This is a genomic window from Methylocella silvestris, assembly GCF_002891535.1.
Taxonomy (GTDB): domain Bacteria; phylum Pseudomonadota; class Alphaproteobacteria; order Rhizobiales; family Beijerinckiaceae; genus Methylocapsa; species Methylocapsa silvestris_A.
In genome coordinates this window covers 609,411-633,938 of record NZ_PDZR01000001.1, presented here as the reverse complement: position 1 = coordinate 633,938, position 24,528 = coordinate 609,411, and the positions used below count along the sequence as shown (strand labels likewise).

Sequence of the window (24,528 nt, the reverse complement as noted above, 5' to 3'; positions counted from 1 at the left end):
GAATCCCCGTTTCCTGGCGGGCAAATGGGCCGCTGCCAAGTTCAAGCAATTGCGCTTTTTCACGGGAGTCCCGCGGAGCAAAGCTCGGATGCAGAAAATAAATCAGGTCAAACGGCCAATATTCGCTTCGTGATCGCAAAATAAGGCGTATGTTAGTTTTGATAAGTTTTGCTTTTTATCAATTATCATACGTCGAATTCGTCCCCCGTTTCCCAGCATGACGCCAAAGCCAGGCTCCAAGCTTGCAAAAGTTGATGCTGCTTCTTGGAGGTCGCTCCCTTGGTCATCCCCGCAGTGATCCACAGCCCATCCCGGCCCGACCTTCGAATTCTGTCAGCCGTAGCCCGACTCGAAAAGCCTGCGCTATGCCTTGTCGCTGTGGTGGCGGGATGCATTCTCACACTATGGTATTTTCCGGCCGTCGCCGCTTTCGCGCCTTCGGGTTGGTCACGCATGACGGCGAATGCTGCGGCGGGAATGCTGGCCGCCGCGGCAAGCCTCGCTCTTTCGGCGCCGGGGAGATCGCCCTTAGCGCTACGGCTCAGCCTAGTCGCGGCCTTGGCGGTCCTCGCGCTCGGTTGCATTACATTGCTGGAATATGCCGGCGTTCGCATGGAAATCGAAGGCTGGTTGCCGAGGGATGCGTCCGCAAGCCACGGCCGCCCATCTCCCCAAACCGCGCTGGGCCTGACGCTCATCGGCCTATGCTTGGCATTCCTTTCGCGCCCCGGGCGCAGACGGGGCATGTTATGTGACCTCGGCGCGATTTCCCTCGTTACGCTCATCCTCGTTCTGGTCAGCGGTTACGTTTACCAGATGGTCGAGTTGCTCGGCCTCTCGAGAACCAACCTGACTTCACCGCAAACGTTCTTCTGTCTTTTTCTGTTGTCGACTGTGATCGTCGTTAGACGCGCGAGCGCCATTGGCTGGCTTTCTTTTTGGTTCGACGGCGGGATCGGCAGCCGCGTCGGGCGGCTCGTCTTGCCCTTAGTCGTCGTCACGCCATTTGTTGCGTTCGCCACAGTCGGCTATCTCGACAGCGCCGACATCTTGCCGCCGGCTTACACGCGCGCTGTCGAGACCCCGATCGTCGTGCTGACGGCGCTCGCAGTCATTGCGTGGATGGGCAGGGTGACCAACAGGCTTGAACGCGAGCTGCGGTCTCAGTCGTTGAAAGACCAGCTTACGAATATCCTGAATCGTCGTGGTTTTTTCTCCGCCGCCGACTACGCCGTAAAGAATGCAATCCGATTGCGGGCCGGATTAACGTTGTTTTATTTCGATCTCGACGGTCTGAAAAAGATCAATGACAGCCTGGGCCACACCGCCGGGTCAGAATTGATCACGAGCTTTGCCAATGTCCTCGTCGCCACATTCAGGAAGACCGATGTGATCGGCCGCATCGGCGGAGACGAGTTCGTGGTGCTCGCGTCCGGCGCTTGCGGAACAGCCGAGGTTATGCTTGCGCGCATGACGGCCATCATTGCGGCGCGCGCGACAGCTGACCCGCTGCTGGAAATTTCCTTCAGCGCCGGCTACGCCGAAACGGCGTATCCCGCCGCCACAAAGATCGACGATCTGATCGCTCAGGCTGACATGATGATGTATGAGCGAAAGCAGTTGAAAAAGGGCGCCGCCTCGCTGGTTGGCGCAATTGCCAAGACCGAATTTCTTTTTCCGCCGATCACGCCGAGCCTGCGCGGAGTCAGGCTAAGCCCGGCGTGAGCGATGTCGTTTATTTTGGCATGACGCCGGGAACCCGTGTTCGAAATCATGTCCGCGCCCGGCGCGTCTCCTTTTGCCGTGGCATGTGGATTCCCCCAGCGCCTTTCGGCCATTCGGCGCGCGGCGGCCAGCTACCTCAACAGGCCGTCGCTTGCTCGGCGCACGCCATCGAGATGAAAAATAAATATTATCATCACATATCATTGATACACTGACTGCATTGCGTAGAGCGCAAACGCGCCCCATGATGCGGCAGAACGCCGCATACTGTCGCAGGAGCAGGCCGTGCCTTCAGTCTTTGTCGTTTCGACCCAGGATCTTCCCAGAGCGCAGGTCGGCGGAGTTAGCGACCCCAAAGTCCGCTGGGCGGGCGCGTTCGCGGCCTATGGCGGCCACGGGACGACGCAATCCTCCACCATCGTTTATGAAATCGAGGCGGGCGATCGGCTCGGCTGGCATACCGACGCCACCGAGGAGACACAGTATATCCTCGCCGGCGCCGGAGAGCTGCGGATGGAGGACGGGACCGTGCATCAGGTTGGTCCGGGGAGCGTTTTCGTTCTGCCGACTCCTGTGCGGCATGATCTTGTCAACACGGGCGCGGAAACCTTGAGGGCGGTCGCGTTCTTCGCGGCGCCGATGTTCACCCAGACTTTCGACGACGCGATGCTGCCGCCAAACATCCACGTGCTCGGCACTCCGAACCGCGAGGGGTAATCTCTCTTCCCTGCGAACAGGGTTCGGTCGCCTGGCCGCGGCTGGATCAGCGCCGGTCCGTTGGCGCTTCGCCAGGACCAGGCGAGGCCCATTCCTTGTGGCGGCTCGCCATCGTGCCGCGCGCGGCGCCCACCGGCATGAAATTGGCGAGGCCGATTGGCTTCGTCATGTCGAGATAGATCGCCTCCATGCCGCCGCGCATATGATAGGTCTCATGCCAGAATTCGGTCCCGCCGGAATCCGTCATGAATTGGCTCCACCACAGGCGATGCGGCCCGGATTTCGCCCAGGCCTCGAGCGCATCGATATCGCGCCAGTACCAGCGCATGCCGAGATGCAGCGGATAAAAGCCATAAATGATGGCGTTGTCCGCGTGGAGCAGGCCATCCGGGCGGGCGGCGCCGGCCGCCTCAATCGGCGGCCCCAGGCCAAGCAGCGTCTTAACGCCACGAAGCGTTCTCACCCGCATGCCGAGCATCATGATGACGAGATCGGCATAGGCGGAAAAATCGGGGACTTCACGTTTCATCATTGGACAATCTCCCATGACGAAGCCGCGATCCTAAACCTCGCTCACCACGAAGGCGAATCTCGCGAAGAGGCTGAGCGCCTCACTCCTCCTCGAAAACAACCCGCCCCTCGACCAGCGTCAGCTTCACGCGGCCTTCCATGGTCGCTTCGTCGAAGGGTGTGTTCTTGCTGCGCGAGCGCAGTTTCGACGGATCGACCACATACGCCGCCTCCGCATCGAAACGGATGATGTCGGCGGGAGCGCCAACCCGCAACCGGCCCTGCGGCAAGCCCAGGATCTCGGCCGGGCGCAACGTCATCGCGCCGATCAGCCGCTGCAGCGAGACTTCGCCGGAGGCGACAAGCCGCAAACCCGCCGCCAGCATGGTCTCCAGCCCGATCGCGCCATTCTCGGCCTCGGCGAAGGGCAGACGCTTGGTCTCGACATCCTGCGGATTATGGTCCGAAACGATGATGTCAATCAGCCCGGAGGCGAGCGCCTCGACGAGCGCGCGCCGCTCATCCTCGCGCCGCAGCGGCGGGGCGAGTTTGAGAAAGGTGCGGTAATCGCCGATATCGGTTTCATTGAGCGTCAGATGGTTGATCGAGGTCCCGGCGGTGACCGGCAGCCCCGCATCCTTGGCGCGTTTGATGATGTCGAGCGACAGCGTCGTCGTCACGAGGGCGGCGTGATAGCGCGCGCCGGTGAGATTGACGAGACGGATGTCGCGGTCGAGCGTGATCGCCTCCGCCTCGCGCGGGATGCCTGCGAGCCCGAGCCTTGTGGCGAATTCGCCCTCGTTCATCACGCCCTCGGCGGCGAGATCGCGATCCTCGGCATAATGAATAATGAGCGCGTCGAAATCGCGCGCATAGGAGAGCACGCGGCGCAGCACGCGGGAATTGGCGATGGAATGCGCGCCATCCGAGAAGGCAAGCGCGCCGGCCTGCTTCAGCAAGCCGATTTCGGCGATCTCCTCGCCGCGCAGCCCCTGTGTCATCGCCGCACATGGAATCAGCCGCACGCGGCCGGTGTCCCGCGCGCGGCGCAACAGGAAATCGACGACGGCCGGTTCGTCGACCGGGGGATTGGTGTCGGGCCGCGCCAGGATCGTCGTGACGCCCCCCGCCGCGGCCGCGGCCGTGGCGGTCGCAATGGTCTCGCGATGCTCTCCCCCCGGCTCGCCGACAAAGGCGCGCATGTCGATGAGTCCGGGGCTGAGAAAATCGCCGCCGCAATCGATCACGCGCGAATGAACGGGGAGGTTTTTCGGCGCGACCTCGGGGCCAAGATCAAGAATCCGGCCGTCAAGAATGAGAATTCCGCCGCGCACGCAATCAAAGGTCTGCCCGTCGACGAGGCGTCCGTTGACGAGCGCCAGCGGCTGATGCGCAACCGAGGGAGAGGCCGGAATCTTCATCTTCACTTGAGGGTCTCTCGCAAGGTCTTGGGCGCCTTTCGCGTGTCGGCCTGGCTCATGGGTCACCCGTTAGGCAGATGCGCGGCGAGCGCGCCAAGGACGGCGATGCGCACCGCAACCCCCATTTCGACCTGCTCGCGGATGCGGCTCTGGCCGCCGTCGGCGACGGCCGAATCGATCTCGACGCCGCGGTTCATCGGGCCGGGATGCAGCACCAGGGCGTCCGGGCGCGCATAATTCAGTTTTTCCTCATCAAGGCCGAAGAAGCGGAAAAACTCCTTCGGCGAGGGAATGAAGCCGCCCTGCATGCGCTCGCGCTGGAGCCGCAGCATCATGACGATATCGGCGTCTTGCAGCCCCTGTTTCATATCGGTGAAGACCTCGACGCCCATGCGCGCGATCCCGGCCGGCAGCAGCGTCGAGGGGCCGATCACGCGCACGCGGGCGCCGAGCGCCGTCAGGAGCAGGATGTTCGAGCGGGCGACGCGCGAATGCAGAATGTCGCCGCAGATCGCAACGATGAGGCCGGCGATGCGGCCGCGGTTGCGCCGGATCGTCAGCGCGTCGAGCAGCGCCTGCGTCGGATGCTCATGCGCGCCGTCGCCGGCGTTGACCACCGAGCAATCGACCTTGCGCGCCAGAAGATGCACCGCGCCGGCCTGCGCGTGGCGCACGACAATGATGTCGGGCCGCATGGCGTTCAGCGTCATCGCCGTGTCGAGTAGGGTCTCGCCCTTCTTGACGCTGGAGGAGGCGACCGACATGTTCATAACGTCGGCGCCGAGACGCTTGCCGGCAAGTTCAAAAGAGGACTGGGTCCGCGTCGAGGCCTCGAAAAACAGATTGATCAGGGTGCGCCCGCGCAGCGTCGACAGCTTCTTTTCGACCTGGCGCGAGACCTCGATCGCCTGTTCGGCAAGGTCGAGCAGCACGTCGATATCCTGCGGCGAAAGCCCCTCGATGCCGAGCAGATGGCGGTGCGGGAAGGTCAGCTCTCGATCATGGTATGACATGAGCCGATCTCTTACAGGATGATCGGGCCGCCGTCATAGCCTTGGGCATGGAGGGCGGCCGGCCGCGCACAGATTTTCCGGACCGGTCCCGCGGTTTCCGGCAGCGCGCCAGCCCGGCGGCCGCTCCAGTCCGCCGCGCCCCGATTTGACTAAGGGAGCGCCCTCCCCCATGTTCTGCCTCAAAATTTGCGCGGCGCCGCAATAGAAGGGGAGAGCGCCGGCCCCCGGCAGGCCCCGCCGTTTAAAGCCTTTTTTAAACTCGCCAGCGGCCCCGCCGCCAGTGGAGATCAAGGATTGTCATCAATGTATGTTGTCATCGTCGAATCGCCGGCGAAGGCTAAAAGCATTAATAAATACCTCGGCAAGGGCTATGAGGTTTACCCGTCCTATGGCCATGTCCGCGATTTGCCGGCCAAGGACGGATCGGTCGACCCCGACGCCGATTTCGCCATGCTGTGGGACGTCGACGTCAAATCCGCCAAGCGGCTGAATGAGATCGCAAGGGCCGTCAAGGACGCCGACAAGATCATTCTGGCGACCGACCCCGATCGCGAGGGCGAGGCGATCTCCTGGCATGTCCTCGAGGTTTTGAAGGCGAAGAAAGTCCTCAAGGACAAGCCGGTCGAGCGCGTCGTCTTCAACGCCATCACCAAATCCGCCGTGCTGGAGGCGATGCAGCATCCCCGTCAGATCGACGTGGCGCTGGTCGACGCCTATCTGGCGCGCCGCGCGCTGGATTATCTCGTCGGCTTCAATCTTTCTCCGGTGCTGTGGCGCAAGCTCCCCGGCGCCCGCTCGGCGGGACGGGTGCAGTCCGTCGCGCTGCGGCTCGTCTGCGACCGCGAGCTTGAGATCGAGGCATTCACCGCGCGCGAATATTGGTCGATCGTCGCCCATCTCAAGACGCAGGCGGACGCTCCGTTCACGGCGCGGCTCGTCGGCGCCGACGGCAAGAAGATTACGCGCCTTGACGTTGGGACCGGAGCTGAGGCCGCCGCCTTCAAGACCGATCTCGAAAACGCGACGTTCCGCGTCGCCGAGATCGAGGCCAAGCCCGCCAAGCGCCACCCTTCCGCCCCCTTCACGACCTCGACGCTGCAGCAGGAAGCCTCGCGCAAACTCGGCTTCGCGCCGGCTCGCACCATGCAGCTCGCGCAGCGGCTCTATGAGGGCGCCGACATCGACGGCGAGACGGTCGGACTCATTACTTATATGCGAACGGACGGCGTCGATCTCGCCCCCGAAGCGATCACCAGCGCAAGGTCCGTTATCGCCCGCCAGTTCGGCGAGGCCTATGTCCCGAAGGCGCCGCGCAAATATACGGTAAAGGCCAAGAACGCGCAGGAAGCGCATGAGGCGATCCGTCCGACCGACCTCGCACGGCTTCCCCGCGCCGTGGTTCGGGCGCTGGAGCCCGATCAGGCCAAGCTCTATGAGCTGATCTGGACCCGCACCATCGCCAGCCAGATGGAATCGGCCGAGCTCGAGCGCACCACCGTCGACATCGAGGCGCTTGCCGGCGCGCGCAAGCTTGATCTACGCGCAACCGGTCAGGTGATTCGCTTCGACGGCTTTCTGAAGCTCTATCAGGAAGGCCGCGACGATGAAGACGATGACGAAAGCGCCCGCCTGCCGGATATGGCGAAGGACGAGCGCCTGAAGCGCGAACGCATCGACGCGGCCCAGCATTTCACCGAGCCGCCGCCGCGCTTTACCGAGGCGACGCTGGTCAAACGCATGGAGGAGCTCGGCATCGGTCGCCCCTCGACCTACGCCTCGACGCTCGCCGTGCTGCGCGAACGCGATTATGTGCGGATCGAGAAGAAGCGCCTGCATCCGGAGGACAAGGGACGTCTCGTCACGGCCTTCCTCGAGGCGTTCTTCGCCCGCTATGTCGGCTATGACTTTACCGCCGACCTCGAGGAAAAGCTCGACCGGGTCTCAAACCATGAGATCGACTGGAAGCAGGTGCTGCGCGATTTCTGGCAGGATTTTTCGGGCGCGCTCGCCGGCACCAAGGATTTGCGCACGACGGAGGTGCTCGACCGCCTGAACGAGATCCTGGGGCCGCATATTTTTCCGCCGAAGGAAGACGGCTCCGATCCGCGCGGCTGCCCCTCCTGTGGCGATGGCAAGCTGTCGCTGAAGCTCGGCAAGTTCGGCGCTTTCATCGGCTGCTCCAACTATCCCGAATGCAAATTCACGCGGACTCTCGCGACGCCGGAGGGCGCCGAGGCGAGTAGCGGCGAGCGTCCGGGCGTCAAATCGCTTGGCGTCGATCCCGACAGCGGCGAGGAGATCACCCTGCGCGACGGCCGCTTCGGCGTCTATGTGCAGCAGGGCGAGGGCGAGAAGCCGAAACGCTCCTCATTGCCCCCGACAATCGCGGCAGCCGAGCTGACGCTGGAACAGGCGATCGCGCTTTTGTCGCTGCCGCGAGAGGTCGCGCGCCACCCTGAATCGAAAGAGCCCATCGTCGCCGGCATTGGTCGCTATGGGCCCTATGTTCAGCACGGCAAGACCTACGCCAATGTCGCCAAGGATGAGGATATTCTCTCGATCGGCGCCAATCGCGCGATCGACCTCATCGTCGCCAAGGAAAGCGGCCTCACCGGGCGCCGATTCGGCAATTCGGACAGCGCGCCGGCCCGCGTTTTGGGGGACCATCCTTCCGGCGGCGCGGTGAGCGTCAAGGCCGGACGCTATGGGCCCTATGTCACGCATGGCAAGATCAACGCGACCTTGCCGAAGGACGCCGACCCCACCACATTGACGCTCGAAGGAGCCGTGGCGCTGCTCGCCGCGAAGGCGTCGGGCGGCGGCGCGCCCATTCAGGGGCGCCTTCTTGGCGAACATCCTTCGGGGGGCCCAATTACCGTGCGCGCAGGCCGTTTCGGCGCCTATGTCAATCATGGCAAGACCAACGCCACCCTGAAACGCGACGCCTCCCCCGAGATGATCACTCTCGAAGAGGCGATCCGCCTGATCGAGGACAAGGAAGCGGCGGGCGGGACGAGAAAAGCGGCCGCGCCGAAGAAGACGGCCAAATCCTCGGCCGCCGCCAAAAAAGCGGCGCCGAGTTCAAGAAACAAAACCGCGCCGGCCAATGACGAAGATCCGCCATTCGAGCCGACGCCCAACCGAAAACCCGCCGCCAAGGCGGCCGCGGCGGCGCGGAAAAAACCCGCCGGCAAGGCCGCGACGGCAAAACCCAAACAGGCAAAACAAGCGTGAACAAAATAGCCGGGACAAGAAAGTCCGGCCAAAGCAGCGTCCATCGGGCGCAGCATCAAGACGGCGCCGCCGCGGCGCAGCAGGAATCGGGCCGGGCTCCTCCCACCCGCGAAGAGATCATCGCCTTCATCGCCAGGGAGCGCGAGGCGCAATCCGGCGAAGGCGAGGCGGCGCGGCGGCCCGCCAAGATCAGCAAACGCGAAATCGCGCGCGCCTTTGATATCAAGGGCGCCGACCGCATCGCCCTCAAGCAGATGCTGAAGGAACTCGAGCAGGACGGCGCCATCGAGCGCCGCCGCAAAGGGCTCCATCGCGCGGGTCTGCTGCCCTCAACCGTGCTCGCCGATTTCTATACCCGCGACCGCGACGGCGATTTTCTGGCGGCCCCGGTTGATTGGGACGAGGCATCCGGCCGCGCCCCGAAAATCATTGTGCCGGTGCTGCATCGCAAACGGCCCGGCGTTCCCCAGCCGGGCATCGGCGACCGCGCGCTGCTGCGCGTCGAGCCGATCCCGGACGCCAGGCCGGACGAGCCCTCTTACACGGGCCGCGTCGTCAAGCTGCTGGAACGGGCGAAAACGCAGATCCTCGGCATTTTCCGGCAAAATCCCGGCGGGGGCGGACGCGTCGCGCCGATCGACAAGAAAAACGTCAGTCGGGGCGAGCTGGACGTGCTTCCGGGACAGGAGGGCGAGGCGCAAGACGGCGATCTCGTCGCGGTCGAGATGCTGCGCACCGGCCGGCTTGGACTGACCTCGGCCCGGGTGCGCGAGCGCATCGGCGCCTTCGACAGCGAAAAGGCGGTCAGCCTTATCGCTATTCATTCGCACAAAATCCCGAATGTCTTCAGCCCCTCTGCCCTCACGGAGGCCGAGCACGCCGGCGCCGCGGATATGGGCGGGCGCGAGGACTGGCGCAAAATCCCCTTCGTCACGATCGATCCGGCTGACGCCAAGGATCATGACGATGCGGTTCAGGCGGAGCCCGATCCCGACCCCGCCAACCCCGGCGGCTTCGTCCTACGCGTCGCCATCGCCGACGTCGCCGCCTATGTGCGGCTGGGATCGGCGCTCGATCGCGAGGCCCTGACGCGCGGCAATTCAGTCTATTTTCCCGATCGCGTCGTGCCGATGCTGCCGGAGCGGATCTCGAACGATCTCTGCTCGCTGCGCCCGCGCGAGGACCGCCCGGCGCTCGCCGTGCGCATCATCATCGCCGCCGACGGGCGCAAGCTTGCCCATGATTTCCATCGGGTCTTGATCCGTTCGGCGGCAAAGCTTTCCTATCCGCAGGCGCAGGCCGCAATCGACGGCGCCCCGGACGAGACGACCGGCTCGCTGGTCGAGCCCGTTCTCGCGCCGCTTTATGAAGCCTATGCGGCGCTAAAGCGCGCGCGTGACCAGCGCTCCCCGCTCGAACTCAATCTGCCGGAGCGCAAGATCCTGCTGAACATGGCGGGCGCGGTCGACCGGGTGGTCATCCCCGAACGGCTCGATGCGCATCGCCTGATCGAAGAGTTCATGATCCTCGCCAATGTCTGCGCTGCGGAGACGCTGGAGGCCAAGCGTCAGCCGCTGATCTATCGCGCCCATGACGAGCCCTCGGTCGAAAAGCTCAATAATCTTGCCGAATTTCTGAGCACGATCGGCATCAAGCTGGCGAAGGGGCAGGTCCTGCGGCCAGAGCAGTTCAACGGCATTCTGGCGCAGGTGAAGGACACCGAGAACGAGCATCTCGTCAATGAGATCGTGCTGCGCACCCAGGCGCAGGCCGAATATGTGGTCGAGAATTACGGCCATTTCGGCCTCAATTTGCACCGCTACGCCCATTTCACCTCGCCGATCCGGCGCTATGCCGATCTCATCGTTCACCGCGCCCTTATTGCGGCGCTGGATCTCGGGCCGGACGGGCTTACGCCGTCGGCTCGCGCCGAACTGCCTGAAATAGCAGCGCAGATTTCGGCCGCCGAGCGGCGCGCGATGGCCGCCGAACGCGAGACGATCGAACGCCTGATCGCCGCCCATCTTGCCGACAAGATCGGCGCGAGCTTCGAAGGCCGCATTTCGGGAGCGACCCGCGCCGGTCTGTTCATCCGGCTCGCCGAAACAGGCGCTGACGGATTTATTCCGGCGAGCATGCTGGGCGATGATTATTTTCGACACGACGAACAGATGCATGCTCTGGTCGGCTCCCGCACGGGGAAGATGCACAGGCTCGGCGACATCGTCACGGTGAAGCTGGTCGAAGCGGCGCCCCTGGCCGGCGCCCTGCGATTCGAGATGGTGAGCGGAGGCGCGCCCCGCGCCCGTGCGCCAAAGGCTGCGGTCAAGCGCGCGGCAAAAAAATACGGGCCGCGCTAGAGCATTTTCCGCAAAAGTTGCAGACTTTTGCGATAAGAAAATGCGTTGAAACAAATAGATAGAGCCTTTTCACGATTCCATGAATTGTGAAAAGGCTCTGGACGTCGGTCGCGACGCCGCGCAACTTTGGGAGCCGACCTTGACGGACGATGGATTGGTGACGATTCCAAGCGCCTTTGCGGTCGCGGAGACCGCGCGCCGGCTCGAAGCCGCGCTGCAGACTCATGACGTGACGCTGTTTGCCCGGATCGACCACGCTGCCGGCGCCGCCGCGGCCGGCCTGCCGTTGCGGCCGACGCTGCTGCTGATTTTCGGCAATGCGCGCGCCGGAACGCCCTTGATGCAGGCGGACCAGCGGATCGGAATCGATCTCCCCCTGAAAGCGCTGATCTGGCAGGACGCCGACGACAAGGTCTGGCTGACTTACACGGAGCCTGCCTGGATTGCCGCGAGACATCAACTCGGCCAAGACGCCGACAAGGCGGTCGCCGCGCTCGGCAAAGCGCTCGCCGTGCTGGCAAGGAGCGCCGCCAGCGCTTGAGTAGCTTCCTGTCTGCCTGCGACGACAACAGCGCTGGCAATTCGGGCCGCAAAGGCCCATTTCACATGAAATGAGCGAAAGGGAGACTTTTATGGCTACGCCTGCGCCGGGTTTTGCCGCCGTCGCGCCGGGAAACGACGTCAGCCGGGATCGCCCGGTGTGGCGCTCGATTCGTCGCGGCTTCATGGGGCGCTGCCCGGCTTGCGGCGAAGGCCGCATCTTTGGCCGTTTCCTCAAGGTCAACCCAGTCTGCCCGAACTGCGGCGAGGAGCTGCACCATCACCGCGCCGACGACGCCCCCCCATATGCGACGATTTTCGTCGTCGGGCACATCATCGGCACGTTGATGCTCGCCTGCGAGGAATTCTGGCCGGATGCGCCAATCTGGCTTCACGCCATGATCTGGCCGACGCTGACCCTCATGTTGTCGCTATGGTTTTTGCCCCGGATCAAGGGCGCGCTGGTCGCCTATCAATGGGCCCTGCGCATGCATGGCTTTGAAACGGCGCCGGGAGCGCAGACCGCGCCGATCCTGACGGCGCCAGCCACCCAAGCCGCGCCGGCGATCGCCAACACGCGCTGATCGCCGCGGAATTTTCGGATCGGACTCATGCTCAATCAGCCGCGCCGGTCTCCCAGCGGGCGCGCCGGCGCCCCCTTCGCCGCCATCGCCTGCGCGGTCGCCACCGTGGCGATCGTCGGCGTCGGCCTGTCGCTGACCATGACCCTCATCGCCGTCAGGCTTGGCGAACAGGGCTACAGCGCGCGCGCAATCGGCATCAACACCGCGGCGGCCGGTTTTGCTACCCTCGCGAGCGCCAGTTTCATCCCGGATCTCGCACGTCGCTTCGGCGTCGGGCGGCTTTTGTTCGCCGCTCTGTTCTTATGCGTGCTCTGCCTTGCCGCCATGGCGATCCGCGACGACTACTGGCTCTGGCTTGGTCTGCGCGCCCTGTTCGGCGTCGGCCTGACTGTGCTGTTCGTCCTCAGCGAATACTGGATCAACGCCGTCGCTCCGCCCGAGCGGCGCGGCGCGATCCTCGGCTTCTACGCCGCGAGCGTCGCCCTTGGCTTTGCCGCCGGCCCACTGATTCTCGCCTGCGTCGGCACGGTCGGCTCCGCGCCCTTCCTGATCGCCATGGCGCTATTCGCCGCGGCCGCCCTGCCGATCGTGATCGGCAGCAAATCGGCGCCGCCGATCGAGACGCATTCTGCAACGCCCGTGCTGGCCTTTCTTCTCGTCGCGCCGGTGGCGACGCTGGCCGGCCTGCTGCATGGCGCGATCGAGACGGCAAGCATGGGGCTGCTGCCGGTCTTCGCGCTCCGTTCCGGCCTTGGCGTGGAAGCCGGCGCGTGGTTCGTCACCCTGTTCGCGCTCGGCAATGTCGCGTTTCAGTTTCCCGTCGGATTCCTTGCCGACATGATCGAACGCCGGCGTCTCTTGATGATGATCGCGCTCGTCAGCCTCGTCGGGGCGATCGCTCTCTCTGTCCTTGAGCCCTCCGCCTCGCTGTCGTTTGGCGCCCTGCTGCTGATCTGGGGCGGAGTCGCGGGCAGTTTCTACGCCGTCGCGCTCGGCTATCTCGGCGCGCGCTACAAGGGGCCGGAGCTCGCGAGCGCAAATGCTGCTTTTGTCATGCTCTATTCAGGCGGAATGCTGGGCGGCCCCCCGCTGATCGGAGCCGGCATGGACGCGCTCGGACCGCACGGTTTTTTCCTGACAATCGCCGCTTTGCTTGCGATCTATCTTTTGATCGCGCGTTTTGCTGGCGCCCGCGAAGGCTCCGCAAAGCCCCGTTCTTGACATCGCGGCGACGATCCTTATGGTCGCGCGCTCAAGCATTCTTGTCGCCCCCCGCGCCTTGACGCGCGTGCCGGGGCGTTTTCTTATTGTCGAAGGACTGCCCCGATGGCCAAGGCCGCTATGCTCAAGATCAAGCTCCTGTCCACCGCGGACACGGGCTATTTTTATGTGACCAAGAAGAACGCGCGGACCAAGACCGAAAAACTGTCGTTCAAGAAATATGATCCCGTCGTGCGCAAGCATGTCGAGTTCAAGGAAACCAAGATCAAGTAATCATCAGCGGCTCTTGCGACTTCCCGCCGACCGAACGCCTTCATTCTGTCGGAAAATGCTCCTGACGTTTGGAAAACTCCGCAAGATAGGCGCGCCGCGCCTCCGGCATCCCCTGCCCGCGCGGCGTGAACACGTCGCGCTTGAGAAAAAACCCGGTTAGACTGAAGCCGTCGAGAACGTCTTGCGGGGTCGGCTCGCCGTCCGGCGCTTCCTCGCGCAGGAAGGGCGGCAGCGGCAGAAGTCGCTCACGATAGGGCGCGCCGGCGGCGAGGGAAACGGCGCGGCCCGATTTCGGCGAAACATAAGCGAGGTCCTCCCTCGCTCCCGTCGCGGCGCAGCGCGACAGATCGAGCCCAAAGCCGGTTTCCCGCAAAATCTCGATCTCGAGCCGCACCAGCAAGGGCGCAAGCCGCTCATCGCCGATGTGTCCGGCGATCAAAACGGCTGTCTCATAAAGATCCGGGTGCGGATCGCGCTCGGCGATGAGGCGAAGCAGCGCGCAGATGAGACCAACCGCATGCAGCGCCTCCGCGCTCGCCATCAATGTGGCCGCCCGAAGCTGCGTCGGCTCGACGGCCCATGTTCCAAGCTGCTCGTCGAGCCGCGCCCGCCAGACCAGTTCGGCGCTGTTGCCTGGCTGAAGCACCGCGCGCATGCGCTGTGACCGACCACCCCTGACGAGGCCGAGATGGCGGCCGTGCCCGCGCGTCATCGCCTCAAGAATGACGCTCGCCTCGCCATATTGCCTGACCCCGATAATGAGGCCGTCATCGCGCCATTCCATCGTTGATGTCCGGGCAGGATTTACGGAATCAGCACGAGGGAGCCGGTCGTCTCGCGATTCTCGAGGGCGCGATGCACATTGGCGGCCTCTTCCAGCGGAAAGGCTCCCCCAAGAGCGATCTGTACCTTGCCGCTGGCGACGATGTCGATGAGATCACAGGCCATTTCGTTGAGCGCTTCAGAGGTGGCGGCATAGGTGTTAAGGGACGGCCGGGTCGCAAAGAGCGACCCCTTGGCCGCGAGAAGGCCAATGTCGAAGGCGTCGACCGGCCCCGAGGATGAGCCGAAGCTGACGAACAGGCCGAGCGGCCGCAGACAGTCGAGCGAAGCCGGGAACGTCGCCTTGCCGACGCCGTCATAGACGACGTCGCAGAGCTCGCCCTTGGTGATCTCCTTGACGCGGGCGGAAAAATCCTCGTTGCGATAGAGAATGACGTGTTTCGCGCCGGCCTTTTTCGCCAGCGCCGCCTTTTCGAGCGTTCCAACCGTGGCGATCACTTGCGCGCCGAGCGCCTTCGCCCATTGGCAAAGGATCAGACCAACGCCGCCCGCCGCCGCATGGACCAGCACGCGATGACCCTTCTTCACCTTGAACGTCTGGCGCAGCAGATATTGGGCGGTGAGTCCCTTGAGCAACATCGCCGCGGCGGTCTCATAGGAAAACGACTTCGGAAGCTTGATCAGCCGATCGGCGTTGACGAGCCGCGCCTCGGCATAGCCGCCAAGCGTCGACAAAGCGGCGACCCTGTCGCCGGCTTTCACAGATTTGACGCCCTTGCCGACGGCGACGACCTCGCCGGCGGATTCATCGCCGAGCGTGAAAGGCAGCTGCGCCTTGTAGCGGCCTTCGCGGCGATAAACGTCGATGAAATTCACGCCGCACGCATAATTGCGCATGACCACCTCGCCGCGCCCGGGCGGGGGGATTTCAATATCCTCGATCCGCATCACCTCCGGACCGCCGGTCTCACGAACGCGCACTGCCTTGACCATCAGCTTTATCCTTGAAAGGGCCGCGCGGCGTCACGCCGCCGGCGCGGGGGGCGCGATCATCGCGGCGATATCCGCCTCGCAGACGAGCACGCCGTCGACCAGCGCGCGGCCCGAATACCACCACATATTGCGCTTGTTGTTGGTCGGTTTCATATGGAATTCCACGCGATCGCCGGGCGTCACCGGCTTTCTGAATTTCGCCTTGTCGATGCTCATGAAATAGACGAGCGGCGCAGGGCCATCGCCCGCATGCGCCCGGATCACAAGGGCCCCGGCGGTCTGCGCCATGCCTTCGACCAGAAGGACGCCGGGCATCACCGGACGGCCCGGGAAATGACCCTGAAAATGAGGTTCATTGAAGGTGACGTTCTTGACGCCGACGCCGGATCCATCGCTCCGCGCCTCGATAATGCGGTCGACCATCAAGAAGGGATAGCGATGCGGCAGATGTTTCAACAGCTGCAGGATGTCGAAAGATTCGATCGTCGCCGCCAGCTCACTCATGTTCGCGCCTTTTCCGGTTCGCCGCGCGCAGCCGACGTAAACCGGACGCGCCGCCCTCTAGCGGGCAAAAATTGCTTGGATCATCTAACGGACGCCGCCATCCAAAGCAAAATACGGGGTCGCAACTATAAGACGGCGGCGTGCGGCATTATTGGCCTGGTCCGCGATCCGGCGGCTTTGGCCGGATGAGGCGCTCGACCAGAGCCAAAGCGCGCAACCCGCGCAGCAGCGGGCGCGCGGGCGATCCGGCATAGCGCGCAAAGGCCGGCACATCGCTTGCGACCCAGGCCTGCGGCAGGATATGCGCGCCGGGTCCGACGCAAAGATCTCCGCCGACGCCGGCCTGCGCGCCGATCCGGGCGAAATCGCCAATCTCAACCGATCCGCTGACGACAGCCAGCGCCGCGATGCGGCAGTTGCGCCCGACCGTCACATCGGGGCCGATCTCGACGAGATTGCCGATGATCGCGCCCTCGCCAATCACGGTGTCGCGGCCCGAGCCCCGATCGATTGCAGCGTTGGCGCCGATCTCGACATCGTCCTGGATGATGACGCGCCCGATCTGGGGCGTCGCTGCGCGGGCTCGATTTTGCGGCGAGCCGGCGTGGCCGATGCGCGCACCGGAGCGCAGCCTAACGCGATTGCCGATCAGCGCGTTGACGATCGTGACCTGCGCGCCGATGGAGCAGTCGCGCCCGATCCTGACGCCGGGACCAATCACGCTGTTTGCGCCGACAATCGAGCCGGAGCCGATCTCCGCGCGCGGCCCGATCACCGCGCCAGGATCTACCGCGACGCCGGGCTCCAGTCGCGCCTCTGGATGAACGCTCGCGCCCGGATTGACCCCTGCCGAGGCGAAAGGCGAAGCCTCCTGCAAGGCGGACGGATACATTGCCGCAAGAGCCTGCGCGAAAGCCTGTTCTGGCGCGTCCGTGACGAGCGCGGCGGTCCCGCGCGGAGCGGCGAAGGCGTGGCGCGCGGCGAGGAAACAGGCGGTTGCGTTAGTGTCCGCCAGCCGATGGATCCGCTTCGGATGGGCGAAATAGGTGAGATCGCCGGGCTCCGCCTCTTCGAAAGGCGCGCCGCCATAGACCTGCGGCGACAGGTCGGCGCCGTCGGCAGGCCGCGCCCCGGTGAGGGCGACGAGTTCGGCGAGCGAAAACTGCCTTGCCCGCAAGAAGAAGATCGGATCGTTCATGAAGGAGCTGGCCGGGAATAGCCGTCCGATACCGGAATTCGACGGCGCTCGCTGCGTTTTAGACGCATGTCTTGAGACGAAACCACATCAAGGCCGCGATAAAGACTGAGAGCGAGGCGCGCCGACTGGCGCCCCGCTCTCCAAATCATCGATCACCCATGGTCCGACCGGGGAAGCCTCAGGGGCTTCTCCGCGTCATATTTTAGAAGGTCGTACCGCCGGTGAAGCGGAAGAACTGGGTCTGGTCCGCGTTGTCCTTCGTAAGGGCCTTGGCGAAATCGAACCGGATCGGGCCGAGCGGCGAGGCCCAGATAATCGAGGCGCCGACCGAGGACCGGATACTGAAGGAATTGCCGCCGAGCGTGACGCAATTGCCCTGCGTATAAAGCGGCGCCGCATTGTTAGGCGTACAGACGCCGTTCACGCTGAAGTTCGTCTTGCCGGTATAGTTCCAGAGGCTGCCCGCGTCGGCGAACAACGCGCCCTTGAGGCCGATGTCCCGCGGCAGGCCCCAGATCGGGAATTGCACTTCGGCGCTGGCGCCGACATAGGACGTGCCGCCAAGCGCATTGCCTGAGGAGTAGTAATAGCCGCTCGAAACGTCGCGTGGACCGATGCCGTTCGGCGCGAAGCCGCGCACCAGGCTCGGGCCAAGATTGAAATTGTCGACGATGCGGAGCGAATTGCCGCCATAGGAGAAGATATCGCCGCCCTGCAGATGGACGATGCCCACCACCTGATCGAAAATCTCGCGATAATAGCGAATGTCGCCGGTGGTGCGGATGAACTGCGACTGGCCGCCGGCGCCGGCGATGTCCTGCCTCAGCTCAGCTAATATGCCGCCCGTCGGGCTCTTGTTGTTGTCCAGCGTATTGTAGGAGAGCGTATATCCGAACATCGAGGTGAGCGTATTGCCCGCCGCCTGCTTCAGGGCGAGAGAGGCCTCGCCATTGGACAGACAGTTGTTCGAATAGGAAAGCGTCGTCCAATTATAGGTGCCTGGCGTCGTTCCCCAGATCGGGCTGTTACAATCATTGTAAGGATAGCTCGAATTGTTCGGGATCGAGATATAGGTGTTGAACAGCGAATAACGCGGCGAGAAGGTGATTTCGTCGGTGATCGGCAGGCCAAAGCGCACCGTGCCGCCGGTGACGAAATTATTGTAGTAGGAATAGGAGCTGACGCTCGACTGCTTGGCGTAGATGTCGAAGCCGGCGGCGAGACGGTTGCCGAGGAAATAGGGCTCCGTGAAGCTGAATTCGGCGCCACGGGCGTATTGGCCCTCGGAAACCGAGAGGCGCACATATTGGCCGCGGCCCATGAAGTTGGTCTCGGTGACCGCCACCTCGGCGATGAAGCCGTCGGAGGTCGAATAGCCGCCGGACACCGATAGCGAACCGGTCGGCTGATCCTCGACGTCGACGATGACGATGACGCGATCGGGCGCCGAGCCCTGTTCGTTGGTAATCTTCACCTTCTTGAAATAGCCGAGATTGTTGAGGCGCCGCTCAGCGCGCTCGATCAGCACGCGATTATAGGCGTCACCCTCGCCGATCTCGAATTCGCGACGGATGACATAGTCGCGCGTGCGGGTGTTGCCGCGCACGACGATCCGTTCGACATAGACTTTCGGCCCTTCTTCGACGACGAAGACGATCGCCACCGTATGCGCCGCCGGATCGCGGTCGCCGCGGGGGCGCACCTGTGAAAAAGCAAAGCCGTGCGTCGTGACTTCCCTGGTCATCGCGTCGACGGTCTTTTCGACCATGTCGCCGTTGTAGATCTCGCCGGGCGCGAGGCGCAGGAGCGGACGCAGCGTCGCAGCGTCGAGGCTCGGCAGATGCGATTCGATGTCGACGGCGCTGACCGTGTATTGCGGCCCTTCCTCGACGGTGATGGTGATGACGTAGCCGCCCTCGGTGGCGTTATACTGGGCGTCGGAGCCGATCACGCGGAAGTCGGCGTAGCCGTTCTTCAGATAGAAGCGCCGGATCAGTTCAAGGTCCGAAGCGATCCGATCGGGATCATAGACGTCGGAGGTCTTGAAGAAGGACATGAAATTCATTTCCGTCGTCTGCATGAGATCACGCAGTTTTCCGGACGAAAACACCTGATTGCCGACGAAATTGATCTGCTTGACGCCGGTCTTGTCGCCCTCGTCGATGGTGAAGACGACGTCGAGCTTGCCGTTCGGCAGATCGACCGTGCGGGCCGTGACCTTGGCGGCGGCGCGGCCCGACCGGCGATAGGCGTCCTTGATTCGCTCGATGTCGGCGTCGACGGTCGCCTGGCTGTAGGGCCCGCGCGACTTCGACTGCACTTCACTCGTGAGAATCTCGGTCTTGACCTTGCTGTTGCCCTCGAAGGCGACGCGATTGATCACATTGTTTTCGGTGACCACAATGACGACGCGGCCGCCTTCATGCAGGACGCGCACGTTGGAGAACAAGCCAGTCGCATAGAGCGCCTTGACGCCCTTGTTGACCGAGTCCTGATCCGAGCCAGCGAAGTAGCTGTCGATGGTGTCAGAATCGATGCGGTGGTTGCCCTGCACCGAAATACCCGCGGCGGCGGCCGGGAGAGCGCCGCCCAACCAGGCGGCGACGGCGGCAGCGACGAAAAGCCGGTTCATAAGACGACGCACAGACTGCATAAAAACCGGTCTCCACACGCGCTTGCCGAGCGGCGGGACCCAAAGCCACAGGACTGATCCTGCTGACTTTTGGGCGAACTGCCGCCGGGTCGCGAACCCTTGGACTTTGCTTCTACAAGCTTTGCCCAAGCCTGCAAACGAAGATTCCCGCAATTGCGGCGTTTTGGGCCGAGCGTGGCGATCAAGACACGCTTTGCGGTGATTAGAGGGTTAAACATTAAAGTTAATGTTTTACCTCAATTGCATGACAGGCCAGAGCATGACGCCGAAAGCGCAGACTTACCTCGGCGACCTCATACTCGAAAGACTTGGAATCGATCGTGTTCCTGGTTTGGATTGAATAGATCCAAACTTTCGTAGCCTAGCCCCAGCGCATCAGCTGGCGCGTCAGGCGCAGGATGTCGTTGAAGGTCGCGAATATCATCAGCCCGGCGACAAGTGTGAGGCCGACCTTGAAGCCGAATTCCTGCGCCTTTTCGTTGAGCGCCCTGCCGCGGATCGCCTCAACCGCGTAATAGAAGAGATGACCGCCGTCGAGCAGCGGGATCGGCATCAGGTTCAAAAGACCGACGGAAATCGAGAGAACGGCAGCGAGATTGAGCAGCGCTGCTATGCCGATCTTGGCCATCTCGCCGGAGACTTCGGCGATCCGGATCGGGCCCGAGAGCTGGTCGGCCGATTCGCGGCCCATCACCAGGCCGCCGAGATAGGACCCGGTGCGCGCCACCACATACCAGGTTTCCGAGGTCGCGCGGCCGAAGGATTCGATCAGGCCATAACGTTCGACGCGCCAGCTGTCGGGCTTGCCGCGGGTTTCAACCCCCAAAACGCCGACGCGCGTCGTTCCGAACGGGGTCGAGACGTCGCGCCGCCGTGGCGTCGCCACGAGTTCGATGGTTCTGCCGGAGCGGTCGACGCCGAAAGTGAGCATGGCGTCGCTCGAGACCTGGACGATGCGCTGCATGTCCTCGAAACTGTCGATCTTCTTGCCATCGATGGAGACGATGAGATCGCCCGGCTGGAATCCCGCCGCCTCGGCGGCGCTGCCCGCCGACACCGCGTCGACCAGAGGAGAGAGCACGGCGCGGCCGTTGACGTAGAAGACCCCGGTGAAGATGACGATCGCGAGAATGAAATTGGCGATCGGACCGGCTGCGACGATCGCGGCGCGCTTGGCCACGGGCTGCGCGAAAAAGCTGACCGCGCGGTCTTCCGGCGTCATCGAGGCGGCGGCCGCCGAATCGGTCATCGACGCTCCATTGGCGTCGCCGTGAAACTTCACATAGCCGCCAAGCGGCAGCGCGGCGAGGCGCCAGCGCGTGCCATGGCGGTCGACGAAGGCAAAAAGCTCCGGCCCGAAGCCGAGCGAAAAAGCGTCAACCTTCACGCCGCACCAGCGCCCGACCAAAAAATGACCGAGCTCGTGGAAGAACACGACCGTGCTCAGGACGAAAATAAACGGGATGATGTAGACGCCGGCCGACCAGATATGGGTAAAAATCGTCAATTGGCTCTCCAGACGAACTGCGGTCTCGCGCGCCGCCCCCGGCGCCACGGGCGGCGCCGAAAATTCCAAACCGCCGCCGACCGAGCCGATTACGACGCCGCTGCGATCCCCGGCAAACGGGCGCGCGTGCGTTCACGGACAGCGCAATCAATCGCAAGCGCCTCGTCGATCGTTTCCGGCTCGCGCGCGACGCCATCGGACAAAGCCGCCTCGCAAGCCTGCTCGACGATTCTGGCGATCTCGTGGAACGAAATGCGCCGCTTCAGGAAGGCCTCCACGGCAATCTCATTGGCGGCGTTCAATACAGTAGGAAGACCGCGGCCGGCGCGCAAGGCGTCGAGGGCGACGCGCAGGGCCGGAAAGCGGTCGAAATCCGGACGCTCGAAGGTCAGTTGGCCGATGGCGGCGAGATCAAGCCGTCGCGCCTTGGTGACGAGACGGCGCGGATGCGACAGGCAATGGGCGATCGGCACCTTCATGTCGGGCGCAGCAAGGCCGGCCGATACCGATCCGTCCGAGAAGGCGACGAGGCCGTGCACCACCGATTGCGCGTGCACCAGCACGTCGAGTCGCGCCGTCTCGATCCCGAACAGATAATGCGCCTCGATGACTTCAAGCCCCTTGTTCATCAGGCCGGCCGAGTCAATGGTGACTTTCGGCCCCATCGACCAGTTCGGATGGGCGAGCGCCTGCTCCGGCGTCGCGGCGGCGATGGCCTCGACGCTCCAGGTCCGGAACGGGCCGCCGGAAGCCGTCAGGGTGATCATCTCGACGGATGATAATTCGGCGTCGCCCATCGCCTGAAAAATGGCGTTGTGCTCGCTGTCGACCGGCAAAAGTTTCGTTCCCGACGCCGCCGCCTGACGCATGAAGGCCGGCCCGGCGCAGACGAGGCATTCCTTGTTGGCGAGCGCGATGGTGCGCCCGGCCGCCAGCGCGGCGAAGGTTGGCGCGACGCCGGCGGCGCCGGCGATGGCGCCGACGACGATGTCGGCCGGCCGCAGCGCCGCCTCGATCACCGCCTCGGGGCCGGCCGCCGCCTCGATCGCGGTTCCCGACAGGGCCGCCTTCAAATCCGCATAGCCTGAAGGATCCGCAAGCGCGGCGAAGTCGGCGCCAAGCTCGATCGCGACGGCGGCGAGCGCCTTGGCGTCGCTGCCGCCGGCGACGGCGGCCACGCTGAAGGCGCCGTTGGCGCCGTTGATGATCTCGACGGTCGAGCGGCCGATGGAGCCGGTTGCGCCGAGCAGCACGACGCGGCGTGAATCGGCGTCAGGCGAACTCGCCTCGCCCGAGCGGGAGGGCCGCAGTTGAACGACTTTTTTCATGGCCCCATCCCATCACGCCCCAATGGCGCCTCGGGCGCGCTCTGCGCCTGCTAAGATAAAATCATGGCAGAAAACAAATGGGTAGCAGCCAGGCTGCGGTTTCGGCCGGGCTGTGGCCAATCGGCCGCAGAACGAAGCTCCCTCGAAATCGCTCTAACCCCAGTCGAACAGGCCCGCGGCGGAGGCGCCCGGCGCCCCGTGCAAGGCGCCGACCAAGGCAGCGAAGGCGGCGGCCGCGATGAAGCCGTCAAGCCGATCCATGAAACCGCCGTGACCGGGAATCAGGGCGCTCGAATCCTTGACGCCGAAGCGGCGTTTGACAAAGGATTCGAAGATGTCGCCCGCCTGCGAGACGATCGCCGTCACGAGGCCCAGCGCGAAGATCGGCGCGAGCAGCCGCGTCCCGCTGACGCCATGCGCGCCGACGATCGCGCCAAGCAAAGCGCCGGCGACAACGCCGCAGAGCGTTCCCGACCAGGTTTTCGATGGCGAAATCTGCGGCCAGAGTTTTGGACCGCCGATCAGCCTTCCGCCAAAATAAGCGAAGACATCGGTTCCCCACACCGTGGCGCAAAGCCAAAAAATCGCCCGTGACCCGTCCGTCGGCGAGAAATAGAGCAGGCTGACCGAAACAATCAGCGCCCCCGCGTAAGGCACGCCGCAGAACGCCCAAACGCGCTTGCCGGTATCGGCCGCAAGCGCGGCGAGAGCGCCGCCGAGGGCCAAAATCGCGCAGGCGGCAAGATAATGCTGCTGCTCCGCGAGATAGGTCGCAAGGGCCAGCGCCGCCGCCGCGGCAAGAAAGCGCAGACGCGGCCGCGCTGCGCCGATCAGCGTCTGCCACTCCCAGCCGACCGCGAGGGTGGCGATGAACCAGATCATCGAGAAGATCGCGCCGCCCAGCCAGACGGCGGTCAGCGGCGCCGCCGCGAGCACAAGCGAGGAGGCGACGCGCGGCGCAAGATCGGTCAGTCGCCGCCGGGGACGACTCCAATCGAGGCCCTTGGCGGGCCGCGGCGCGAGGCCGCGCGTGTGTTGGGCGCCCTTATTTCTCATCAAAGGCGCAACCGGCGTCCCTTGGAGATGGCTATGTCCTCGCTGCGTTTGCCGTCGCCGCCGGAGTAACGCCGCCAAAACGCCGTTCGCGCGCGCCAAATTCATCGAGGGCGGCGGCGAAGGCCTTGCGGTCGAAATCCGGCCAGTGCATTGGCAGAAAAACGAATTCGGTATAGGCCGCCTGCCACATCAGAAAATTCGACAGGCGCTGCTCGCCGGACGTGCGAATGATCAGATCGGGATCCGGCACGCCGGCGGTATCGAGACGGCTTGCGAAAAAGGCCTCGTCGATCCTGGCCGGATCGAGCAGGCCGGAGCGGGCCTCTTCGGCCAGCGCCCGCGCGGCGGCGGCGATCTCCTGCCGCGCGCCATAATTGAAGGCGACGATCAGATTGAGGCCGGTTCCGCCGCAGGTCGCCGTCTCGGCCTCCTGCAGCAAGGCGCGAATGTCCGGCTTCAGGTCATCGCGCCGGCCAATGACCTTGATCTTGACGTTGGCCTTCTTGAGGTCGGCGAGATCGTTGCGGATGAAGCGCTTCAACAGTCCCATGAGGTCGGCCACCTCGGCGACCGGACGGCTCCAATTCTCCATCGAGAAGCTGTAGACGGTGAGATAATCCAGCTTGAAGTCGATCGCCGCCCGCACCGCGCCGCGCAAAGCCTCGAGCCCGCGCCGATGCCCTTCGATACGGGGCAAGCCCCGGCTCGCCGCCCAGCGCCCATTGCCGTCCATGATGACGCCGACATGGACGGGGACGCGGAGCGGGCGCGGATCGGCCGCGACGTCAGGCTTGTTCGAGGTCACGCTTCGCATGCTGTCCTGATAAGGATTGCGCCGACCCGCGCGCGGAGGGACGCGCAGAGAGATCGGAAAACTGTTTAAGCGATATTTTGCCAAAAGTCCCGTT

Annotated in this window: 20 protein-coding genes; 8 read left to right on the top strand and 12 right to left on the bottom strand. The window is 64.0% G+C overall.

What is annotated here, in order from left to right; genetic code table 11:
• Positions 1-453: 453 nt before the first annotated feature.
• Both CR492_RS02965 and CR492_RS02955 read left to right on the top strand, forming a co-directional pair.
• Positions 454-1,725, top strand: a complete 1,272-nt coding sequence (locus CR492_RS02965) for a GGDEF domain-containing protein (RefSeq protein ID WP_102842175.1) — start codon at positions 454-456, stop codon at positions 1,723-1,725.
• A 285-nt stretch (positions 1,726-2,010) separates the two neighbouring features.
• Positions 2,011-2,442, top strand: coding sequence for a cupin domain-containing protein (locus CR492_RS02955; protein ID WP_102842173.1), 432 nt, complete (start codon positions 2,011-2,013; stop codon positions 2,440-2,442).
• Positions 2,443-2,488: 46 nt separating this feature from the next.
• On the opposite strand, the gene CR492_RS02950 is transcribed toward CR492_RS02955, so the two are convergent.
• The 3 genes from CR492_RS02950 to CR492_RS02940 form a co-directional block, all read right to left on the bottom strand.
• A complete protein-coding gene (locus CR492_RS02950) occupies positions 2,489-2,974 on the bottom strand; it encodes a monooxygenase family protein (protein ID WP_102842172.1) in 486 nt (161 codons plus the stop codon).
• Between the two features lie 79 nt (positions 2,975-3,053).
• Positions 3,054-4,373, bottom strand: coding sequence for a dihydroorotase (gene pyrC, locus CR492_RS02945; RefSeq protein WP_102842171.1), 1,320 nt, complete (start codon positions 4,371-4,373; stop codon positions 3,054-3,056).
• 62 nt (positions 4,374-4,435) lie between these two features.
• Complete coding sequence (locus CR492_RS02940) at positions 4,436-5,386, bottom strand: aspartate carbamoyltransferase catalytic subunit (RefSeq protein WP_102842170.1); 951 nt, start codon at positions 5,384-5,386, stop codon at positions 4,436-4,438.
• A gap of 303 nt (positions 5,387-5,689) precedes the next feature.
• Between CR492_RS02940 and topA the strand changes: the two genes are divergently transcribed.
• From topA to rpmG, 6 genes are all read left to right on the top strand, one after another.
• The gene (gene topA / locus CR492_RS02935) at positions 5,690-8,620 is read left to right on the top strand and encodes a type I DNA topoisomerase (RefSeq protein ID WP_102842169.1); all 2,931 of its coding nucleotides are present in this window, start codon (positions 5,690-5,692) and stop codon (positions 8,618-8,620) included.
• The gene (gene rnr, locus CR492_RS02930; RefSeq protein ID WP_102842168.1) at positions 8,617-10,980 is read left to right on the top strand and encodes a ribonuclease R; all 2,364 of its coding nucleotides are present in this window, start codon (positions 8,617-8,619) and stop codon (positions 10,978-10,980) included. Before topA ends, rnr begins: the two co-directional genes overlap by 4 nt.
• Positions 10,981-11,059: 79 nt before the next feature.
• The gene (locus tag CR492_RS02925; protein WP_245411932.1) at positions 11,060-11,521 is read left to right on the top strand and encodes a DUF302 domain-containing protein; all 462 of its coding nucleotides are present in this window, start codon (positions 11,060-11,062) and stop codon (positions 11,519-11,521) included.
• Between the two features lie 91 nt (positions 11,522-11,612).
• Entirely contained in the window at positions 11,613-12,104 is a 492-nt protein-coding gene (locus CR492_RS02920) for a DUF983 domain-containing protein (RefSeq protein WP_102842167.1), read from the top strand.
• A 27-nt stretch (positions 12,105-12,131) separates the two neighbouring features.
• Positions 12,132-13,325 (top strand): MFS transporter, encoded by a 1,194-nt coding sequence (locus CR492_RS02915; protein WP_102842166.1) that lies wholly within the window; start codon positions 12,132-12,134, stop codon positions 13,323-13,325.
• A 105-nt stretch (positions 13,326-13,430) separates the two neighbouring features.
• Complete coding sequence (rpmG, locus tag CR492_RS02910; protein WP_012592792.1) at positions 13,431-13,598, top strand: 50S ribosomal protein L33; 168 nt, start codon at positions 13,431-13,433, stop codon at positions 13,596-13,598.
• 40 nt (positions 13,599-13,638) lie between these two features.
• On the opposite strand, the gene recO is transcribed toward rpmG, so the two are convergent.
• The 9 genes from recO to CR492_RS02865 all read right to left on the bottom strand — a co-directional run bounded on the left by recO (position 13,639) and on the right by CR492_RS02865 (position 24,434).
• A complete protein-coding gene (gene recO, locus CR492_RS02905) occupies positions 13,639-14,382 on the bottom strand; it encodes a DNA repair protein RecO (protein WP_102842165.1) in 744 nt (247 codons plus the stop codon).
• A gap of 20 nt (positions 14,383-14,402) precedes the next feature.
• Positions 14,403-15,374, bottom strand: a complete 972-nt coding sequence (locus CR492_RS02900) for a quinone oxidoreductase family protein (protein ID WP_102842164.1) — start codon at positions 15,372-15,374, stop codon at positions 14,403-14,405.
• 30 nt (positions 15,375-15,404) lie between these two features.
• Positions 15,405-15,878 (bottom strand): 3-hydroxyacyl-ACP dehydratase FabZ, encoded by a 474-nt coding sequence (gene fabZ / locus CR492_RS02895; protein WP_102842163.1) that lies wholly within the window; start codon positions 15,876-15,878, stop codon positions 15,405-15,407.
• 148 nt (positions 15,879-16,026) lie between these two features.
• A complete protein-coding gene (gene lpxD / locus CR492_RS02890; RefSeq protein ID WP_102842162.1) occupies positions 16,027-17,076 on the bottom strand; it encodes a UDP-3-O-(3-hydroxymyristoyl)glucosamine N-acyltransferase in 1,050 nt (349 codons plus the stop codon).
• Positions 17,077-17,278: 202 nt separating this feature from the next.
• Positions 17,279-19,729: an outer membrane protein assembly factor BamA gene (gene bamA, locus CR492_RS02885; protein WP_102842161.1), complete on the bottom strand. Its 2,451-nt coding sequence runs from the start codon at positions 19,727-19,729 to the stop codon at positions 17,279-17,281.
• 361 nt (positions 19,730-20,090) lie between these two features.
• Complete coding sequence (gene rseP / locus CR492_RS02880; RefSeq protein ID WP_102842363.1) at positions 20,091-21,236, bottom strand: RIP metalloprotease RseP; 1,146 nt, start codon at positions 21,234-21,236, stop codon at positions 20,091-20,093.
• An 89-nt stretch (positions 21,237-21,325) separates the two neighbouring features.
• Complete coding sequence (gene dxr / locus CR492_RS02875) at positions 21,326-22,564, bottom strand: 1-deoxy-D-xylulose-5-phosphate reductoisomerase (protein WP_180982393.1); 1,239 nt, start codon at positions 22,562-22,564, stop codon at positions 21,326-21,328.
• Between the two features lie 153 nt (positions 22,565-22,717).
• On the bottom strand, positions 22,718-23,620 hold the full coding sequence (locus CR492_RS02870; protein ID WP_102842160.1) for a phosphatidate cytidylyltransferase: 903 nt from the start codon (positions 23,618-23,620) through the stop codon (positions 22,718-22,720).
• A gap of 31 nt (positions 23,621-23,651) precedes the next feature.
• Positions 23,652-24,434 carry an isoprenyl transferase gene (locus tag CR492_RS02865; RefSeq protein ID WP_102842361.1) on the bottom strand — a complete coding sequence of 261 codons (783 nt, stop codon included), beginning with the start codon at positions 24,432-24,434 and terminating at the stop codon, positions 23,652-23,654.
• Positions 24,435-24,528 lie beyond the last annotated feature (94 nt).

Coding starts and splice junctions, on each gene's coding strand:
- CR492_RS02965 (WP_102842175.1), top strand. CDS start 454: ATGACGGCGAATGCTGCGGCGGGAATGCTGGCCGCCGCGGCAAGCCTC.
- CR492_RS02950 (WP_102842172.1), bottom strand. CDS start 2,974: ATGATGAAACGTGAAGTCCCCGATTTTTCCGCCTATGCCGATCTCGTC.
- pyrC (WP_102842171.1), bottom strand. CDS start 4,373: ATGAAGATTCCGGCCTCTCCCTCGGTTGCGCATCAGCCGCTGGCGCTC.
- CR492_RS02940 (WP_102842170.1), bottom strand. CDS start 5,386: ATGTCATACCATGATCGAGAGCTGACCTTCCCGCACCGCCATCTGCTC.
- topA (WP_102842169.1), top strand. CDS start 5,690: ATGTATGTTGTCATCGTCGAATCGCCGGCGAAGGCTAAAAGCATTAAT.
- CR492_RS02925 (WP_245411932.1), top strand. CDS start 11,060: ATGAATTGTGAAAAGGCTCTGGACGTCGGTCGCGACGCCGCGCAACTT.
- CR492_RS02920 (WP_102842167.1), top strand. CDS start 11,613: ATGGCTACGCCTGCGCCGGGTTTTGCCGCCGTCGCGCCGGGAAACGAC.
- CR492_RS02915 (WP_102842166.1), top strand. CDS start 12,132: ATGCTCAATCAGCCGCGCCGGTCTCCCAGCGGGCGCGCCGGCGCCCCC.
- rpmG (WP_012592792.1), top strand. CDS start 13,431: ATGGCCAAGGCCGCTATGCTCAAGATCAAGCTCCTGTCCACCGCGGAC.
- recO (WP_102842165.1), bottom strand. CDS start 14,382: ATGGAATGGCGCGATGACGGCCTCATTATCGGGGTCAGGCAATATGGC.
- CR492_RS02900 (WP_102842164.1), bottom strand. CDS start 15,374: ATGGTCAAGGCAGTGCGCGTTCGTGAGACCGGCGGTCCGGAGGTGATG.
- fabZ (WP_102842163.1), bottom strand. CDS start 15,878: ATGAGTGAGCTGGCGGCGACGATCGAATCTTTCGACATCCTGCAGCTG.
- lpxD (WP_102842162.1), bottom strand. CDS start 17,076: ATGAACGATCCGATCTTCTTCTTGCGGGCAAGGCAGTTTTCGCTCGCC.
- bamA (WP_102842161.1), bottom strand. CDS start 19,729: ATGCAGTCTGTGCGTCGTCTTATGAACCGGCTTTTCGTCGCTGCCGCC.
- dxr (WP_180982393.1), bottom strand. CDS start 22,564: ATGAAAAAAGTCGTTCAACTGCGGCCCTCCCGCTCGGGCGAGGCGAGT.
- CR492_RS02870 (WP_102842160.1), bottom strand. CDS start 23,620: ATGAGAAATAAGGGCGCCCAACACACGCGCGGCCTCGCGCCGCGGCCC.
- CR492_RS02865 (WP_102842361.1), bottom strand. CDS start 24,434: ATGCGAAGCGTGACCTCGAACAAGCCTGACGTCGCGGCCGATCCGCGC.